This window comes from Enterococcus sp. DIV0008, assembly GCF_050542615.1.
Taxonomy (GTDB): domain Bacteria; phylum Bacillota; class Bacilli; order Lactobacillales; family Enterococcaceae; genus Enterococcus_D; species Enterococcus_D innesii.
The window spans coordinates 2,836,371-2,856,031 of the sequence record NZ_CP172937.1; the positions used below are offsets into that span (position 1 = coordinate 2,836,371).

Below are 19,661 nucleotides of genomic sequence, written 5' to 3' on the forward strand. Positions count from 1 at the left end.
CTACTTATACTTGATTGGCAAGTTGCTCCGTGTAGAGTTTGCCATCGTACATCTTAAAGAATGGATAATAGCAGAGAATGGAAACCCCTAAGTTGATCAAAGCGATCAGGATGGCTCGGAAATCACCGCCGGTTCCTAAAAACGCCCCAATTCCGACTGGTGAAATCCAGGGAATTCCCGTAATGACTTTATCGACAAAGCCAAACGAGCTAGCAAAGTAAGCAATCGTCACGTTGATCAAAGGGGTTACGACAAAGGGGATGATCAAATACGGATTGTAGACGATCGGTGCCCCGAAGATCACTGGTTCATTGATGTTAAAAAGCCCCGGTAAGATTGCTGCTTTTCCTAAGACTTTGAGCTGTTGTGATTTTGCCACAAACAGCATCAATAAAACCAATCCAAGCGTACTTCCTGCTCCGCCCATAAAAATATACATGTTCACAAAATCCCCAGCAAAAATATTATTGGCACCATCGATATTTTCCGTTAGAGCCACCAATAGGATGGGATTGATGAAACTATTTTTAATAACTGCCGTCCCATGAACCCCCACTGCCCATAAGAGGTGGATAAGAAGCATAATCACGATGATTCCTAACCAAGAACCCGTCAACTCTTTCACGAATTCAAAGGGTTTGGATAGCAATCCGTGAAGATCCGTGTGGAAAGCCGCCAGTACTCCATTGATCACGACCATCAAAAAGGCAATCAAAATCGCTGGGATCAATGACGCAAATGCTTTGCTGACTCCATCAGGAACCCCTTCAGGCATCTGGATGGTGATCTTTCTTTTTACACAAAAACGATAGACTGACGTAGCAATTACTGCGGTGATAATCCCGATGAAGATCCCTACTCCACTGAAGCGAGTGATCCAACCGCCTAAAGCGACCCCATTGTAAACAATGGCGGTTTCGCTTTCTGATTGTAGCAATTGTGCAGTACCATCTGTGATATCGACTTGAATGATCGTCATTAAAAAGGCAAACAAACTTAATAACGCTCCTACAAAACTGCTCATAGTCAAATGCTCTTCTTTATGATAAATCTCAGTTAAATAATACCCTGTTGCTAAACAATAAAAAACAGCAATCGAACCGACAGACATGGTAGTTACGACACTATAAAGCGGCGAAAATCGTAAAATCGTTTGTTCGAAAAAGCTAGCCAGTGGCGGAATGATTTGTGGTAAATTATTAATGATCAAAAAAATCGATCCGACGATCGTAAAAGGGACCGTAATGATCCCTGCTTGCATGATTGCGCGAATAAAGCGTAAATTCGCCAACTTATTCAAAGGCGGCATCAAACGCGTTTCTAAAAAGGTAAAAACACTTGTCATCGTTACTCCTCCAACGAAGGGATCGCCCCTTCTTCAATCAGCTTTTGATACCAATAAAAGCTGTCTTTTCTCACTCGTTTTTGTTCTTTTTCCTCTGCATCATTGCGATCTACGTAAATAAAACCATACCGTTTTCGAATCCCTTCATGCACACTGATCAAATCAATGGCAGACCACGGGCTATATCCGATCAGATCCACCCCAGCATTGATCGCGGCTAAGCATTGATTGATATGCTGCGACAAATAATCGATACGGTACGGATCATGAACCGTGCCATCTGCTTCTAGATGGTCTTCGGCCCCTAAGCCGTTTTCAGTAATGATGATCGGCAAGTGGTAACGATCATAAAGTGTTTGCAACGTCGTTTTCAGTCCTAAGGGATCGATGGTCCAATTGAAGGCATTTTTCTTCAAGAACGTATTGGTGAACCCTTTGTAAAAACCACGCTCCATAATGTCTTCACTTTGCTGATCACTGATGCCGTTTTTCATGTCTCCAGTTTCCGTCGGCTGCTCCACTGTCACCGTGGTGTAGAAGTTCATTGCGACAAAGTCAGGCAGAGCCCGTTTCATCAACGCCTCATCCTCCGGACCAAAGTCAATCGTGAGGCCGTTTTGGTTCAAATAATCTTGAAAGACCGTATTGTAACGACCGAAGCAGGCGAAATCAAGGTACGCCCAGTTCCGGACACTGTTGAAATACAATGCTGCTTGATTGTCTTCTGGCCGACTAGTTGCCGCATAGACCAACGAAATATTCGGCACCGGTCCGATTTTGCCATTCGGAACGATTTCATGACACGCTTCGAAGGCATATTTTTCAGCAATCATCAGGTGATGAAATTGCTGGTATTTTTCTGATAATGGAATCTTTTTCCCTAATATTTTTTGATCCACCAACAGCATGATATTTGGTTCATTGATCGTCAGCCAGTGCGTCACTCGATCCCCATAGGCTGTAAACAGCGTTTTGGCGTATGCGGCAAATGCCTCAACGGTGCTGCGTTTTGTCCAGCCGCCTTCGTCTTCCAATGCTTGCGGCAAGTCAAAATGGTTCAACGTTACAAAGGGCTGAATGCCGTGTTTCAGCAATTCATCAATGACATCGCTGTAATGATCCAATCCTTTTTGATTAATAGTACCGCGCCCTTCTGGAAAAATTCGCGACCAAGCGATCGAAAAACGGAAAATTTTGATCCCCATTTCTGCTAGCAAGGCGATATCCTCTTTGTACTGGTGGTAATGGTCGACAGCCACAGTAAAATCCGCGATCTTGTGGTTGTCTCTTGGACGAGTATCTTGGACACTCAGCCCCTTGCCGTCGGTTTGATATGCCCCTTCGGTTTGGTGAGCGGAAATCGATGCTCCCCATAAAAAATCAGTTGGAAATGTTTGTTTCATATCGTACTCCTTATCCTAAATAAGATGCGTTTAACATCTTAGAATTATTGCTTGCATGGCAAAGACAATATTCTGAATTATCTCTTATTTTTCGCACTAAAGCAAAAAATAACTCCTGTCAAGTAAGACCCTTTTGAAGAGCTGCTACTTAGACAAAAAAAAGCAAAGTCTAGTTTCCTAGACTTTGCTTTTCAATGCGATAATTTAGAAGTAGCAGCTTATTTTTGTTCTGCTTTATCTTCGTTCAATAGTGCTTTTCTTGAAAGGTTCACACGGCCTTGTTTGTCGATTTCTGTGACCTTCACTAAGATTTCGTCGCCTTCTTTGACAACGTCTTCTACTTTGTTGACCCGTTCGTTCGCAAGTTGTGAAATGTGAACTAAGCCGTCTTTGCCTTTGATCAAGTTGACAAACGCACCGAATTTTTCAACACGGACAACTTTCCCAAGGTACACTTCGCCAACTTTTACTTCTTTCGTCAATTCTTCAATGATCTTGATAGCTTTTTGGATCATTTCTGCATCAGCAGAAGCAATCGAAACTTTTCCGTCTTGATCAATATCGATTTTCACGCCAGTTTCATCAATGATGCCATTGATGGTGTCGCCGCCTTTACCGATTACATCTTTGATCTTCGCAGGATCGATTTGGATCATTTCGATCTTCGGTGCGTATTGGCTTAACTCTTCACGAGGAGCAGCCAATGTTGATGTCAATTCATTTAAGATTTCCATCCGTGCTTTTTTCGCTTGATCTAATGCTTCTGTCAAGATTTGTTCAGTGATTCCTTGAATCTTGATATCCATTTGTAACGCAGTGATCCCATCTTTGGTTCCAGCAACTTTAAAGTCCATATCGCCAAGGTGATCTTCTAAGCCTTGAATATCAGTTAAGATCGTGTAGTTTTCACCATCAGATACAAGTCCCATTGCGATACCTGCAACTGGTGCTTTGATTGGTACCCCTGCATCCATCAATGCTAAAGTTCCAGCACAAATACTTGCTTGAGAAGAAGAACCATTTGATTCTAATACTTCTGCAACGAGACGGATTGTGTAAGGGAAGTCTGTTTCATCAGGAATCACTTGTGCTAAGGCACGTTCGCCTAATGCACCATGACCGATTTCACGACGTCCTGGTGAGCCGGCACGACCAGTCGAACCAACAGAAAATTGAGGGAAGTTGTAATGGTGGATGAACCGTTTTGATTCTTCAACCCCTAATCCATCAATGATTTGGTGTTCGCCTAAAGGTGCTAATGTACAAGCAGACAATGCTTGGGTTTGTCCCCGAGTAAATAGACCAGAACCATGAACACGTGGCAATAAGCCAACTTCTGATGCCAATGGACGGATTTCGTCTAATTGACGGCCATCCGGACGAATCTTGTCGATGGTGATCAATTCGCGAACCACATCTTTTTCAAGATCTTCCGCGATTTGTTTCACTTCTTTCAAGAATTGTGCTTCCTCTTCATGTCCAGCAAATTTTTCTGCATACACTTCTTTCACTGTGTCTTTGACTTTATCGATCTCGTCTTCACGAGCCAATTTTTCTTCAGTCATAACAGCAGTTTTCATTGTTTGGTAGTAGCCGTCGAAGATTTCTTTTTTCAAGTCAGCATCTACTTGTAACAATTTGACTTCCATTTTTGGTTTGCCCACAGCTGCGACAACTTCTTCTTGGAAGGCAACCAATTCTTTGATAGCATCAAAACCGAATAATAACGCACCTAACATGTCTTCTTCAGAAACTTCCTTCGCTCCTGATTCAACCATGTTGATAGCTTTTTTCGTTCCAGCTACTGTCAATTCGATATCAGTTTGTTCTGCTTGTTCTACTGTTGGATTCAAGACATACTCGCCATTGACCCGACCAACATCAACACCAGCGATCGGTCCGTCAAACGGGATATCTGAAATAGACAATGCTAAAGAAGAACCTAACATTGCCGCCATTGCTGGCGTACAATCTTGTTCAACACTCATTACGATGTTTGTTACTTGTACTTCGTTACGGAAACCTTCCGCAAACATTGGACGGATCGGACGGTCAATCAAGCGGGCGGTCAAGGTTGCTTCCGTACTTGGGCGTCCTTCACGTTTGATAAAGCCACCAGGTACTTTCCCTACGGCATACATTTTTTCTTCGTAATTGATTGTTAATGGGAAAAAGTCGGTATCTTTTGCTTCCTTAGATGCAACCGCTGCACTTAGGACAACCGTATCGCCATAACGAACCAATACAGCTCCGTTTGCTTGTTTGGCTAATTGGCCAACTTCTACTTCTAATGGGCGGCCGCCCCAAGTTGTTTTGAATACTTGTTTTTCTGTCATGTTCTGCTCCTTTTCATCGGATCCCAGCAAGTCACTACTAAACAAATGAAAAAATCGGAATGTCGTTCCGCTGCTTTCATTTGGTTAGTAGGATGCTGCTTACAAGGACCCAAAATTCTTTTTAGCTACGCTTTTTGATTCACCAGTCAAAAGGCCGCTCTTTCGGTGTTTCACTTTTTAGATGGCTCGAGATCACCTGTCAGACTGCATCAGCTGTTTTAGCCGACAATGCAATCGCAGTGATTCCGCTGCTTGGTCACTACGCTCGCTGCTCTCGCCTAGTAGGTTTCATCATCTGCTCTGTGCGGCTTGCGCCGCTCAGTCGCAGTGATTCCGCTGCTTGGTCACTACGCTCGCTGCTCTCGCCTAGTACTATTCATCATCTGCTCTGAGCGGCTTGCGCCGCCCAGTCGCAGTGATTCATAGCAAAAAAGTGAGATTCGGGTTGAACCTCACTTTTCTTTGTTTGATTAACGACGTAATCCTAAAGCTTGGATTAATTCGCGGTAACGTTGTACGTCTTTTTGACGTAGGTAAGCTAATAAGTTACGACGATGTCCAACTTTTTTCATCAACCCACGGTATGAATGGTGGTCTTTTTTGTGCATACGTGCATGTTCGTTCAAATGGTTGATTTCTTCTGTTAAAACAGCGATTTGAACTTCTGGAGAACCAGTATCTCCTTCATGACGTGCAAATTTGTTGATGATTTCGTTTTTGCGTTCTTTTGAAATTGCCATGTTTTTCACCTCTTTTTCTTTTTCCCCTGCGACTGAGTAAAACGTTGGTGATTCGTTAAACCAAGTAACAGGTACTGTGCTTTTCACACGTAATTACTTTACTTGATTCTAAGTAAAAAAGCAAGTTTATCTACCTATTCTTTTCGTTTCTTTTGAAAGCTCCTCCAAAACTTATGTTATACTTAGGATACTATTCTATCTAAAGGAAGTGTAAGGATGAGCGTTCTTTCCCGAATCGAGAGCATGAAAAATGAATTATCGCTTTCTGAGAAGAAACTCTTCGCATTCATGGAGGCCAATCCTGAAAAAGTGCCGTCGATGACTGCGAGTCAATTAGCAGAAGCCACTGGGATCAGTGCGCCGACTGTCGTACGCTTTGCGAAAAAAACCGGCTTTGCTAGTTTGACAGATTTAAAAATACAATTATCTGCGGAATCCGGCTTGCGCCAAAATGCCAATGAACACTTGGGCTATGCCGATGTTGAATTAAATGAGCCCTTTCATGCCATCACATCTAAATTAAGCCACAATGCACAGGTGACTATGAATGAGACGGCCCAATTGTTAGAAGAACAGCTGATGTTGGCTGCCGCTGAACTGATCGCGACTCGTGAGCGCATCTTTGTCTGCGGGATCGGCGCTTCCTCATTGATCGCACAAGATATCCAACAAAAATGGACCCGTTTAGGCAAGATCGTCGTGTTTGAAAATGACTACAATCTCTTGTTGCCGCAACTCGTCAAAAACGAGAAAAAAAGTCTCCTCTGGGTCATTTCCAACAGTGGACACACGCCTGAGATGGTTCACTTAGCAGAAATCGTTAAAAATCTTGGCGTCCCGATTCTGTCACTCACCCGATTTGGCAGTAATCCGTTAACAAAGTTGGCGGATGTTCCCCTGCAAGTGTCCCGTTCCAAAGAAGCCAACCAACGTAGTGCTGCTACGAATTCGATTATCGCCCACCTATTGGCGGTCGATGTCCTTTTCTATGTCTTTTTAAGTAAGAATGAAAAGCTGGCACGCAATATCTATGCCTCACGCCAAGCCATTGCCTATTTTCGTGAGAAGTATTTATAAAATACTCATAGCCAAAGAAGTCCGCAGGAAAGTTTTCCTGCGGTATTTTTTCTTCTAAGGACACTTTGATCAATCAAGGGCATTCTTGGCAGCTACTTCTGCCAACCAAAAACTGGACGCTTTGGGATAACGCTTGAAGTCATTTTTCAAATCCACTCGATAAAACCCATAACGGTTTTTATATGCGTTCAACCAGCTCCAGCAATCCATAAAGGTCCACATATGGTAGCCGAAACAAGGTGACCCATCTTCGATTGCATGATGCAGCTGACGCAAATGGTCTTCAACAAAGGCGATCCGATACGTATCATTGACCTGCCCCGTGGCGTCCATGAATCGTTCTTCCTCAGATACCCCCATGCCATTTTCGGAAACAAACCATGGCATGAATTGATAATCGTTCTTTAGACGCATCGCAATATCGTAAATCCCTTCTGGATAGATTTCCCAGCCGCGATGAGGATTGATTTTTTTCTCTGGCCAATCGTACCCACGAAATAACTGACGCGGCTCAAAGGGACCGGATGCTGCCTTCTGCGGAAGTGGTGCTTGGATCCGCAACGGTTGATAATAATTGCAACCAATAAAATCTACGGTATTTTCACGAAAAATTTCCGCATCTGTTGCTTCATATTCAGGGGACAAGTGATGCTCCTTGAATAAGCTCGTTAGCTTTTCAGGAAATTGTCCATAAACGACACAGTCCAAAAAACTGCGAATATACAAGAGATCTGCCCATTCAGCGGCTTCTCGATCAACCGCTTCTTGGCTTCTTGGATAAACAGGTGACAAATTTAAGATGATACAGATTTCTCCATCAGGAAGTGCGAGTTTACGAAACTCAGCAACCGCCTTCGCATGAGCTAGCAAAGTATGATAACCCACTTGGATCGCCCGCTTGAAATCACGCACTTGCGGCCAATGAGCATCTCCATAATACCCACATTCAATATGCACCAACGGTTCATTAAAGGTCGCCCATTTTTTCACTAGATCGCCGAATTGTTCAAAAGCAGTTTTTGCATAAAATGCAAAATGGTCCACGGATTCCCGCGCCTCCCAGCCTCCTTTTTCCATCAGCCACCAAGGCATGTCAAAATGAAACAAATTAATGATCGGTTCGATGCCTTGATCCAGCATTTCCTGAAAATATGCCCGATAAAACCGGACTGCTGTTTGATTCAATGTTTTTCCATCTGGTAATAAGCGGGTCCATGCAATCGATGTCCGATAGGAATTCAAGTTCATGGCCTTCATGTTTGCTACGTCTTCCCGGTATTGATAGTAGGTATTTGAGGTGTCGCTTGGTCCGACACCATCGTAAAAGCGTGACGGCTCCAACTCAAACCATTTGTCCCATGTAGAGGGACTTTTGCCGTCAACCGCCGCGGCCCCCTCGGTTTGCGGTGCTGACGCGGCCGCTCCCCATAAAAAGTTTTTTGGAAATTGAATCATTCTTTTGCTCCTTTCTGAATTACCTGCCACGTGCGGTCAGGGTTGGATCGTTGAAATGCAAACTGATACCGCTGCGCAGCTGCCTCGATTTCTAAACAAAATGATGTTGTTTCTTCCAGAGAAATTGCCAGCTGCTGCAATGATACTTCACCGATTACGAGTTGAAAAGTTGCTTGTCCTTGACTAGGCACCCATACTTTTTGAAAGCCGCATAAGACTTTTTTCCTCGGCACATATGCTTTTGTATACTCTTTTAGATAGCATTGGATCACTTCTTTACCAGACACAGTAGAATGATTTTCAAGTGTGCCACTGACGATAATGCCTTCTCCTGCATATTCAGCCGAAACCGAGTTGCAAATAAAAGAAGCATAACTAAGCCCATAACCAAAAGAATATACTGGTGCGCCTTTTTGATCGAGGTAGTCTTTTTGAAACGCTGTGTTGCGATAATTATAACAGACAGGCAACTGTCCAACCGTATCAGGAATAGAAACTGCTAATTTTCCACTAGGTACCGTTTCACCAAAAAGGATCCGAGCAATCGCTTCTCCTCCATATTGTCCGGGATAGCCAGCGTAAAGCAACCCATCGAACAAGTCTTGCAAAGGTGCTAAGCAATGTGGTCGACCGGAAATCACGATCCCAATCAGCGGCTTTTTACTCTTCTTCAACGCAAACAGTAAATCCAACTGGCATTGCGGCAAATCGAGGGTAGCCAAGTCGATGTTTTCTCCACTGGTCATTTCCTGAGATCCCCTTAAGGCGGCACCGTTTTTGTCAAAATCCGTTGTGAAATCACGGGCACTGGAGCCGCCGATCGTCACTAAGATGACATCCGCTGTTTCTGCAATTTGACAGGCTTGCCTTCGTTGAGCCAGTGTGCCACTAGAGATTTCGCAGCCTTTCTCGTAGAAGAAGTCAGCTTGATGCGTACTTAAACTGGTCAAACCTTCCCAAAGGGTCGTACATGTTGTTTCTTCCTTGAATGGCGTATAATCCCCCAGCTGATGATAGAGCTGTTTAACGTGAGGACCGATGACGGCAATCTTTTGTCGCGTTTTCTTCAAAGGCAAAATGCCATTGTTCTCTAGTAAAACAATCGATTCCTCCGCCAATTTCAAGGCAACTTGTTGCGCCTTTTCTTTACGGGGCAATGAAACATGGGGCGTTGCTTCTTTAAACAAGCCAAGTTTTTCTTTCAAAAGAAGCACACGGCGGACTGCATCATCGATCGCCGTTTCCGCAATCAGCCCCTCAAGGACAGCTTCTTCTAACACTGGGAAAACTTCATCCCATAAACTAACATCCACACCGCTGGTCAAGGATTTGGCGGCCGCTTGCGGGCGGCTCCCCAGCCAGTCAGCAATCCGATCCAGCCCGCACCCATCGGCCATCACAATTCCCGTAAAGCCACTTTCTTCTCGTAAAACCTCTTGTAACAAATAAGCATTAGCATGGCAAGGAACACCATCTAGATCATTGTATGCAGCCATACACCCCAAAGCTCCGGCAGCAATCCCTGCTTTCATTGGTGGCAGATGGATCTCGCGGAATTCCCGATCACCGATTGCGACTGGCCCTGCATTGTGTCCCCCCATTCCTGCACCTTGGGCAGCAAAGTGCTTTAACACTGCTAAAACGTTCTGTTTTTCAATCGTTGCTTTTGATCCTTGTAACCCTCTGACGGCTGCTTTGGTAAAGCTACTGGTCAAAAACGGATCTTCACTGAAACATTCTTCTGTTCGCCCCCAACGAGGATCTCTAGCAATGTCCAATGCGGAAACCAAGCCGACATGGGCCCCTTTTGCCCGAATCTCTTGAGCAGTGATGGTTTGGGCCGCTTGATACAGCTCTGGATTCCAACTAGAACCAACACTAAAATTGACCGGAAACGTCGTCGCTTCCAAACCTTGGTGACCGTGAGGACACTCTTCACTGAGAAGGGCCGGAATCCCCAGCCGAGTGTGCTCCTGCAAATAAGTTTGAATCATAAGGGATAGCTCATAGGACTCCGTGGTCGTCAGGCCGGTTTGCTGATTTCTACCTGACCAAGGATCAGCCCGAAAGACGCCGTAGATCCAGCCAAGACTGTCAAAACGAGCTACTTCTTTTTTAAAGGTTTCAGTTAAAATAATTTTTCCATTGTTTTTTTCGTAAACTTCCCAACCATACAGACGCTGATTCAGCTGGCCGATTTTTTCTTTCAATGTCATTTGCCGTAAAAGTGTCTCAATCATATGCTTCTCCATTTCTATTTAGTCTTCTAAATAAAGCATGATGGTCTGGATCTCAAAAGGCTGGAAATGGATTGTGATGCTTTGGGCATCCAGCGGCTCGACCGGCAGTTCAGCGACGGTTTCTTCCAAAAGATTCGTCAAAACCGCTTTTTTGATTCTTTTCTGGCAGCGCATTTGACAGGCGGTGGTTTGATTGTGATATTCATACAACCGCACGATCAGTGCCTCTTCATCTTCGGCTTTTTTCACCGTATCCAGTAAGACATTCTTTTGGTCGACTGCTAGAAAAGCATCCCCTGATAGTTGTGACACCCTTGGAACCGTCAGAACGGGAACATTTAATGCCAATGCTTCTTCCATCGTTTGCGCGTCTTGCCAAGTTCCTTCGTGGGCGTACAAGGAATAGGTAAACTCATGAAGGCCTTGATCCGCTTCAGGATACGGATCGATCGGCGATTTAATCAAAGAAAGCCCGATTTTTTGATAATCCGTATTGAACCCATATTTCGAATCCGTCAAAATACTAACCCCATAATTCCCTTCTGAGAGATCTACCCATTTTTGTCCACAGCTCTCAAAACGCGCTTGGTCCCATGTCGTGTTTTGATGCACAGGCCGTTTTACCTGCCCGAATTGAATATCAAACGTTGCTTCCAATGTGTTAACATCAATCGGCAGCAATGCCTTTAACAGCAGTTGATGCTGGTGCCAATCAACCGTTGTTTCAAAATCGATTCTTCCGGTGCCATGGTAAAAATGCAGCCATTGCGTAATAAAAGAATCTTCAAACTGACGTTTGATCTTCAAGGTATCGCGAATCTCCCCTTGCTCAACAACCTCAGCTGAGAGAACTTGCTTCACAGGATAAGGCTTCTTCTGGTAATAAATATCAATGTCCCACGCATCATAATCCATTGGCAGATCTTCGTAAGCCACTAACTGATTCAACCGCTCGCCTTTTGGCACGATTTCTCGCTGCTGCCGTTTGTCAAATAAAGAGATGATGTCAAAGTGTTCGTCAAAAATCACTTTAAAATCAACCGTTTCAAACGATTCCTCCAGCCGCATTGCCACTTGCTTTGATTGAGGCACAGCTGAGACAGGAGTCAATGTTTTGCTGCTCAACCCAGCCATAGCGGGAATTTTGACTAAGAGCCGGTCATCATGGGTCCGCTGAGTCAGGTAAGCTTCTTTGATCCCTGTCTGATCGTCTAAATAGACCAGACCCGTCCGCTCTTGTCCCAGCGGATTAAAGACATGCCATGACGTAGCTTCGGCTGCTTGCGCCGCTGGAATCAAAGCTTCGATCAGCTTGCAGCCTTTATCAAAGAGCTGTTGATACTCTTGATCCGTCTGATCATAAACTTCTTTGATCGAGCTTCCCGGCAGAATGTCATGGAATTGATTAAATAGCAGCTGTTTCCAAAGTTGTTCTAATTCAGCTTGCGGATAACGATTGATTGCACAAATACTATAAAGTTTTTCAATCGTCTGTAAGAAAAATTCTCCTTGGCGATTGGCCTTCTTGTTTTTACCAATCGAAGTCAGTGTTCCACGATGGTATTCAAAGTACAATTCGCCGTACCAGACCGGGCCAGGTTCTTCCACAAAAGAATCTGCCAGTCGATCAAAAAAGCCCCCCACATGATTGCCAGTAATCGTCGGCATATCTGGCAGTGTCTTTTGCAGCCGTTTCTGGACTTCTAGCATCTCTTTCGTCGGGCCTCCGCCACCGTCACCGTACCCATAGGCAATCAAAATTTCGTCGTGCTGATCTTTTTGCTGATAACGTTCAAAACTCCCCTTAATCGTATACGGATCTAGCAATCCATTATACGTCGTATAATAATCTCTTGGACTGTATCCTTCACTGATGGTGGTAATAAAATGCGTCAAAACGCGGCTGCCATCAATTCCTTGCCAATAGAAGGAATCATAAGGAATTTGATTGAACTGGTTCCATGACAGCTTCGTCGTCATAAAGTAGGGCGTATTTGTTTTGCGTAAAATTTGCGGCAAGGCGGCTGAATAACCAAAGACATCCGGTAGCCATAAGATGCGGCTATCGACTTGAAATTCCTCTTTCATAAACCGTTTGCCATAAAGGATCTGACGAACCAGCGATTCCCCTGAAGTCAAATTGCAATCGGCTTCCACCCACATCGCCCCGTCAACTTCCCATCTTCCTTCTCGAACTTTTTCTTTGATTGCAGCGTAAAGTTCAGGATAATGTGTTTTCATGGAGAGATACAGTTGTGGTTGGCTTTGAAAAAACGTGTAATCTGGATACTCCTCCATCAATTTCAAGACCGTCTGGAAACTGCGCTCACCTTTTTCAATTGCTTGCTGTGCCGTCCAAAGCCACGCCAGATCGATGTGGGTATGGCCGACAGCCGTCACTTTTTGTTTTGGTGTATGCGCTGGTAAGTAACATGACGCAAGCAGCTGCTTTGCTTTTGCGAGACTTTCATAGAATGCCGCTGAGTAGGGCGTACGAAAATCCAAGACATTGGCGACTTGACCAAGGACTTGTTGATAAAATGCTTCGTCACCGCCAAACGCACGAATGGCACGCCAACTATCAAACAGCGTATAAAAATCAAACCAGAGTTCATTGACGACAGGATCCAATGCCAATAAGTTGATATGCAGTGGGAATGGTTTATCGGAACGGCCCGAGAACAGATCAATCTTCAGTTTGACTGCTTTTTGTTGATATCCTTCAGTCAAAGTGACCTCTCGATGATTGACATCGATAGCTTGGACATAGGTATCGTCCAAATAAATTTTGATTTGGGGATTGGTGGTGTTGTCCCACTCTGAGAGACTTGAATAGACTTGTAAGACGACACAAGGATTCCCTACCCAGTCAGCGGGAACTTGAAAGCTGCCTTTCAACTGATAATAGGTGTTTTTTTCTCCGAAATAACTCCCTTGTTCATACGGTACCCAATCCTCTTGCTTTAAAAAAAGCAGGTCTATTGGCTGTTGGTAGCGTACACGGTACTGTTTTAATTTGTAGAAAATTTTTCGGATGCGTTCAAACTCGTAAGGCTGCATAACTCTCATTTTTCTTTTGACTCCTCTATCTATTTTTTGAAAAAAAACGGGTGGAGATTGATTGTCTCGACCCGTTTCCCTTATCGTATGATATTAGTTTGCTTTCCAGCGGTCATAGGCCGTTTGATAGACTTCGACATATTCGTCAATGCCCATTGCTTCGATCGTTTTCACATAATCGTCCCAATTGTCTAATGGCTCGACACCTGTGATAAACTTCGCTTCCATTTGTTCTACATAAGTTGTCAAATCAGTGGCAGTGGCTGCTACTTTGTCATTTTCTTCAATCGTTAAATACAGTAGCGGGAATGGTACTTCAGCGATATCTTCCATCTTTTCTGCCGTTTCTTGTGCAACCCAATCACTAAAACGAGTATCTGGTTCTTCATCAGCCGTTTTGCGGATATGGTATTCACCTGTTGTATCAATGACAATGTTTGGTGTAGTCAATCCATACGCCGGCGTGATTTTGCCGCGTTCGTCTTCCGTGTTGTCTGTATCAATGCCATCCACATAAACCCGGACTTTTTCGCCATCCGCATTTTCTTGGTACTCCCAAAGAACACCTTCTGGCCCTTGTTCAATATATTTTGTGCCTTCTTCCGAATAGAAGTAATCCACCCAACGCATGGAAGCTTCTGGGGAAGGATTGACATTGGTCAATGCAAAAGTTCCCCGGGAGATTCGTGGACTGCCAGGAATCTTGGCTTCTGGTGCCCATTCAGAGGTCAACGGTTGGAACATTGGATCGTTCATTGCCTCTGCCTCACTGCGGCCAGTAGTAAAGAAGCTGAAATAGTCGGCAAAAAGCCCTAGTTGATTGTTTTCACCCTTCGCTTTTTTCTGCTCATCGGACTGTCCATAAACTTCTTTATCTAGTAATCCTTCATCGTACAGTGTATTCATGTATTCCAAGAATGCTTTGTAGTTTTCTGATGTCGGTGTGTAGGAGACCACATCATCGTCCACTTGAATCCCGCGAGTCCGTAAGCCAAAGGCGGCCATCAACCAAACACGTGTCGAGTTCATATCGACATCCGTCAATGGAATCTCGTCTGCTTGACCATTTCCGTTAGGATCTTCGTCTTTGAAACGCGTCAACAATTCTTGCAGTTCCTCTGTGGTTTTCGGCAGTTCTGATACCCCTAAATTATCTAGCCACGTGCCGTTGTACCACATCGGGCCTTGCCACCAGATTGAAGTCGCATTCCGCGAGATCATCGGTAAGGAGTAAATGTGCCCATCTGGCGTGGTGATCGATTTTAAAATAGAAGGATCTTCTTGCGTCAGTGCATAAAGATTTGGCATGATTTCTGGCGTGATATACTCCTCTAAGGGAAGTAAAATCCCTTGTGAACCGTAATCGATCTCCATCGAAGCAGTCAGTGCTTGCGAACCAGCACCGTAAACGATATCCGGCAAGTCGCCGGAAGCAAAGGCTAAGTTCAGTTTCGTACTAAAGTCAGCCGATGGCGGTGTCGTATAAGTCAGTTTGATACCGGTTTTTTCTTGGTAATCCTGTAGCGTCGGCATGTCTTCCCACTCGGCCATTCCCACACCTGGTGCCATGATATTCAAGGTCAGCTCTTCGCCTTCTTTGATGATTGGAAATTGGCTGTCATGATTGATAGCAACCTCTTTCTTTTCTCCAGTTCCCTCATCTGAAGAATTGCCGCAGGCACCCAAGACGAGGGTACTGCATAAAGCGACACCCGCCATTCCTAAAAGTTTCTTTTTTAATCCCATTTTCTTCCTCCTTTGATTTTTTTATCCTTTAATTGAACCGACCATCATGCCCTTGACAAAATACTTTTGTAAGAACGGATAGACGATGATTACCGGTAACGAAGAAACGATCATGACACCGTACTTGATGACTTGAGCGAGTTGCTGTTTGCTGTATAGCATGTTCGCCATTTCTGAAGTCACATTGCTGACGGTATTTGAAGACATATCTTGAAGAATCAAAATTTCTCTTAAAATCATCTGCAGCGGGTACATCGATCGATCAGAAAGATAGATCAATGCGTTAAAGAAGCTGTTCCAATGTCCGACGCCATAGAACAAAGCCATTACCGCAATGATCGGCGTTGATAATGGTAAAACGATCTGCATGAATAGCCGAAAATCGGAACAACCATCCACAATCGCTGCTTCTTCCATCTCTCGCGGAATTGTGGATTGAAAAAACGTTCGTGTAACAACCACATTGTAAACTGAGACGGCCCCTGGAATCACCAATGCCCAAACGGTATTCAGCATGCCTAAGCTGCGAATCAGCAAATAGCTGGGAATCAAGCCACCAGACAGGAACATGGTGACCAGCATAAAATTGGTGAAGGCCCGTCGCCCATAAAAATCCTCTCGCGATAACGCATAGGCACAAGGCAAAGTTACCAATAGATTGATCGATGTTCCTAACACTGTATAGTAGATCGTGTTCAAATAGCCACGCCAGATACTGCTGTTGCCCAATAATGTTCGATAGCCTTCGAAGGTGATTCCTTTTGGTAAAAGCCACATTTCACCTGAGTTTACCAGATGCGGATTTGAGATCGAAGCGCTGACGATATAGATCAGCGGATACAAAACGATCAGCAATGAAATTGCTAAAAACACATAAACAAAGATCAAAAAGATTTTATCAGCACGGGTATCTTTTATTAAAGAAGTTGTTTTCACTTTTGGTCCTCCCTCCTACAATAGACTAGAGTTGCTTAAACGTTTGGCGATATGATTGACTACGATCAACAAGACTGAATTGATCAATGAGTTGAATAGGCCGACTGCCGCAGCAAAACTGTACTGCGCATCTAACAGCCCTTGCTGGTAAACAAAGGTCGCAATCACATTCGAGGATTGCATATTCAAAGGATTCTGCATCAAGATGATTTTTTCAAACCCAACTGACATCAAGCTGCCGAAGCTCATGATCAATAAGATCACCATCGTGGGCATGATCGTTGGAATATTGATATACCAAACGCGTTGCAGACGAGACGCGCCATCAATCGTTGCCGCTTCGTGCAGTTGCGTATCGACTCCAGATAGAGCTGCCAGATAAATCACCGACCCCCATCCCGTTCCTTGCCAAACCCCCGACAGGACATAAATCGTTTTAAACCAACGGGGATTGGTCATAAAGCTGATCCGCTCGAAACCCAAAAATTCTAATAGGTGATTGATGATCCCTGTTGAGGGAGATAAGAAAGCAATGACCATACCAACCATGACCACCACAGCAATAAAGTTTGGGGCATAAGTGACTGTTTGGGTAATTTTTTTAAACGGGCCGTCTTTGATCTCATTCAAAGCCAATGCCAAGATGATCGGCAGCGGAAAACCGACAACCAATGAATAGATACTGATTCCTAAAGTATTTTTGATGAGTTCCCAAAAATAATAGGAATCGAAGAAACGTTGAAAATGTTTAAATCCAACCCAAGGACTGCCCAAAATCCCTAATGATGGCATATAATCCTTGAATGCAATAATGATTCCATACATCGGTCCATAAGAGAAAATCAAAATAATCAAAAACGCTGGCAACACAAACAAGTACAATTGCCGATTTTTCTTGATCTTCATTTTTATATCTTGTTTCTTTGTTTTAGGTACTGAAACGGTTTGTCTGATTGGCGCTGTTTCCATTCTTCCTCCTCCTTGCTTGGTGTTAGCCTTATCATGAATTGTATTCGCTTTCAAATCAATGTGTATTTTTTTCCCTATGTGTCGAAACGCGAATCCCAACTGCCCCAACGTTCGGGTGGCTGATATCCGACCATAAGAGATACGGTTCATCAGCATTTTTATAGACTGGTAACGCTTTTTTAGTGGCTAGATCAATTAGCTCGTCTTCTTCAGTTGCGCCGATCTCTGTTAAAGGAATCTGTTCGCAAACCACTGCCGCGATACTGCGAAATGCAAAATGAGCCTTGCCGTCTTTTTGATAGGTCAAATGCCATTCATTTGGCCAAGCTGTTGGTCTCGCCCGCGTTTCATAGATGCCTTCACCATATAGCGCCAACCAATGGCCGATTTCTTCTAAGCGTTGGGTCTCTTCGAATGTAAATTCGCCCTCAGGTGTTGGGCCAACACCTAAAATCAAATTTCCCCCTTTACTGACTACATCAATCAAGGTTTCCAGCAGTTCTTGGCTGCTCTTAAAAGTATCATTCGGCACATAGCCCCAATCATTCCCAATCGGGATATTGCTTTCCCAAACTTTTTTAGGAATTTCTGCTAATGCAGGAATTTTGCGTTCCGGTGTCACATAATTTTCATGACGGCCACCCATCATCCGATCAACGATGATCAATTCCGGCTGTTTCTCACGCGCAATCTCAGCTAAACGATCCATTTGTAGGTCTTCTTTGCCTTGTCCGCACCAACCGGCATCTAACCAAAGAAAATCGACTGTTCCGTAATTGGAAGTAATCTCTGCAATCTGGCGATGCACAAACGACACATAGCGCGCCCAAATTTCTGGATGAAGGTGGGTGTCGTAGCTGGCATGACGGCCTTTGACCGTATCATCATCCAACCAGTAAAAAGGAGAATACCAGTCAGCTTTAGAATAGTAGGCTCCTGTTGCAATCCCTACTTCTCGAAATGCCGTAAACACTTCTTGCAATATATCGCGTTTAAAGGGACTTAATTTCCCACCGATTTTAAACTCTGATTCCATAGTATTAAACATCGAAAACCCGTCATGATGCTTTGTCGTGAACAAACAGTACTTAAATCCTGCATCCTTACAGATCTTGGCCCATTTGCGGGTATCCAGCTTCTTCGGCTCAAATTGATTGATCAACTGCCAATAATCCAAACGTAGTGCTTCGATAGTTTCTCGATAGGGCTGGTTTTCTCTAGCCCATTCATCTTTTTCAGATAATTGCCATGATTCAACGATCCCCGCTTCGGCATACAGCCCATAATGGAAGATCACTCCGAATTTCAAGTCTTGAAACCATTCCAGACGCTGCTTGAGCATTTCTGTTTCTGGGACCCACGCTGCTTGCTCTCTCTCCTTGGCTTCTTCAATATCGCCGCGAATTTTTGTCATGCATTTGCACTCCTTTCTTTGTTCTAAATGTAAGCGAAAAAAAGTCCATCTAACAATATGTAACTTTTTTCACTGTGTTAAACCAAGCAAGAGCGTTTGCAAAATTTGTAATGAAGAAAGCTTCCTTCCATAAAAACGTTAGGAGAAATAAAGCGGGTCAAACATATTTGCTGTGTTTTTCCTGTATGGGATGTGTGTTTTTTTTCATCCATGCCCACTATCCATGGATCAATGGTACGATAAGGGCAACAATTAAAGCGGATACAATATGGTTATCCGTAAGAAAGTGAGGATCTTATGAAACAATCCAATGGTCTTTATCATGTTTCCTATCAAGTCGGTGAATGGCTCCTCCATTGCCTAAAATTGCAGTTTCTTTGGTTCTATTGGGTTTTGCGATACGGGATATTTTTAGGGAATTTTCCTGCCACCGCTACGATCATCCAAGCTTTTTTCGACAGTTTCCAAAAAAAGGGACGACCAGCGGCTTTGAAGCCTTGGTTCAGAACTGTCGTGAAAAAAAATTTCCGTCGCGCCAATCAATTAGGAGCCATGCAAGTGGGTTTGCTGCTTTTCTTATGGCTAGAATTGCGCATCTCTAGTACCTTTATCCAAAATAGCTTGCTTCACTTTTTTTTGCTGCTGTTGTTTATCAGTGCCCTTTTGATCAGCTTGTATCTGCTGCCAGTGTATTTGCGTTATGACTTGCCCCTTCTTCACTATTTTAAGCAAGCAGTAATACTGATGGTTATCAGTGTTCCCCAAACGATTGCGATGATTTTGGGAATCTTAGTAACTACAATCATTTTGACTTTTTTACCGATTTTATTAGTCATCGGCTTTGTTCCTTTTTTCCTTTTTCCCAATAGTTGGTTCTCTTTTCAAGCGATCCAACGTTCAGAATCATTGCTGATAAAAGAAACTTAAGAAGGGGCGTTCG

The 19,661-nt window shown here is 43.9% G+C and carries 13 protein-coding genes; 2 read left to right on the top strand and 11 right to left on the bottom strand.

Going from position 1 to position 19,661, the window contains the following annotated elements; translation table 11 throughout:
* Positions 1-4: 4 nt before the first annotated feature.
* The 4 genes from celB to rpsO all read right to left on the bottom strand — a co-directional run bounded on the left by celB (position 5) and on the right by rpsO (position 5,824).
* Positions 5-1,345 carry a PTS cellobiose transporter subunit IIC gene (celB, locus tag IGI84_RS13300; protein ID WP_216682462.1) on the bottom strand — a complete coding sequence of 447 codons (1,341 nt, stop codon included), beginning with the start codon at positions 1,343-1,345 and terminating at the stop codon, positions 5-7.
* 2 nt (positions 1,346-1,347) lie between these two features.
* Positions 1,348-2,748, bottom strand: a complete 1,401-nt coding sequence (locus tag IGI84_RS13305; RefSeq protein WP_220426478.1) for a glycoside hydrolase family 1 protein — start codon at positions 2,746-2,748, stop codon at positions 1,348-1,350.
* A 218-nt stretch (positions 2,749-2,966) separates the two neighbouring features.
* Positions 2,967-5,084: a polyribonucleotide nucleotidyltransferase gene (gene pnp, locus IGI84_RS13310; RefSeq protein WP_077452226.1), complete on the bottom strand. Its 2,118-nt coding sequence runs from the start codon at positions 5,082-5,084 to the stop codon at positions 2,967-2,969.
* A gap of 470 nt (positions 5,085-5,554) precedes the next feature.
* Entirely contained in the window at positions 5,555-5,824 is a 270-nt protein-coding gene (rpsO, locus tag IGI84_RS13315) for a 30S ribosomal protein S15 (protein WP_005228072.1), read from the bottom strand.
* A 216-nt stretch (positions 5,825-6,040) separates the two neighbouring features.
* On the opposite strand from rpsO, the gene IGI84_RS13320 reads away from it, so the two are divergent.
* Complete coding sequence (locus IGI84_RS13320; RefSeq protein ID WP_430600441.1) at positions 6,041-6,901, top strand: MurR/RpiR family transcriptional regulator; 861 nt, start codon at positions 6,041-6,043, stop codon at positions 6,899-6,901.
* Between the two features lie 69 nt (positions 6,902-6,970).
* Here the strand turns inward: IGI84_RS13320 and IGI84_RS13325 are convergent, their stop codons facing one another.
* The 7 genes from IGI84_RS13325 to IGI84_RS13355 all read right to left on the bottom strand — a co-directional run bounded on the left by IGI84_RS13325 (position 6,971) and on the right by IGI84_RS13355 (position 18,721).
* Entirely contained in the window at positions 6,971-8,356 is a 1,386-nt protein-coding gene (locus tag IGI84_RS13325; RefSeq protein ID WP_220426480.1) for a glycoside hydrolase family 1 protein, read from the bottom strand.
* Positions 8,353-10,608, bottom strand: a complete 2,256-nt coding sequence (locus IGI84_RS13330; RefSeq protein WP_220426481.1) for a glycoside hydrolase family 3 N-terminal domain-containing protein — start codon at positions 10,606-10,608, stop codon at positions 8,353-8,355. Before IGI84_RS13330 ends, IGI84_RS13325 begins: the two co-directional genes overlap by 4 nt.
* A gap of 6 nt (positions 10,609-10,614) precedes the next feature.
* Complete coding sequence (locus tag IGI84_RS13335; RefSeq protein WP_430600444.1) at positions 10,615-13,665, bottom strand: alpha-mannosidase; 3,051 nt, start codon at positions 13,663-13,665, stop codon at positions 10,615-10,617.
* Between the two features lie 84 nt (positions 13,666-13,749).
* The gene (locus IGI84_RS13340) at positions 13,750-15,402 is read right to left on the bottom strand and encodes an extracellular solute-binding protein (protein ID WP_061053315.1); all 1,653 of its coding nucleotides are present in this window, start codon (positions 15,400-15,402) and stop codon (positions 13,750-13,752) included.
* Between the two features lie 21 nt (positions 15,403-15,423).
* Positions 15,424-16,338: a carbohydrate ABC transporter permease gene (locus IGI84_RS13345; protein ID WP_008379474.1), complete on the bottom strand. Its 915-nt coding sequence runs from the start codon at positions 16,336-16,338 to the stop codon at positions 15,424-15,426.
* A gap of 15 nt (positions 16,339-16,353) precedes the next feature.
* Entirely contained in the window at positions 16,354-17,307 is a 954-nt protein-coding gene (locus tag IGI84_RS13350; RefSeq protein ID WP_008379472.1) for an ABC transporter permease, read from the bottom strand.
* Between the two features lie 55 nt (positions 17,308-17,362).
* Positions 17,363-18,721: an alpha-L-fucosidase gene (locus IGI84_RS13355; RefSeq protein WP_220426483.1), complete on the bottom strand. Its 1,359-nt coding sequence runs from the start codon at positions 18,719-18,721 to the stop codon at positions 17,363-17,365.
* A 297-nt stretch (positions 18,722-19,018) separates the two neighbouring features.
* On the opposite strand from IGI84_RS13355, the gene IGI84_RS13360 reads away from it, so the two are divergent.
* Complete coding sequence (locus IGI84_RS13360; RefSeq protein ID WP_430600445.1) at positions 19,019-19,648, top strand: DUF624 domain-containing protein; 630 nt, start codon at positions 19,019-19,021, stop codon at positions 19,646-19,648.
* The last annotated feature ends 13 nt before the right edge of the window (positions 19,649-19,661 follow it).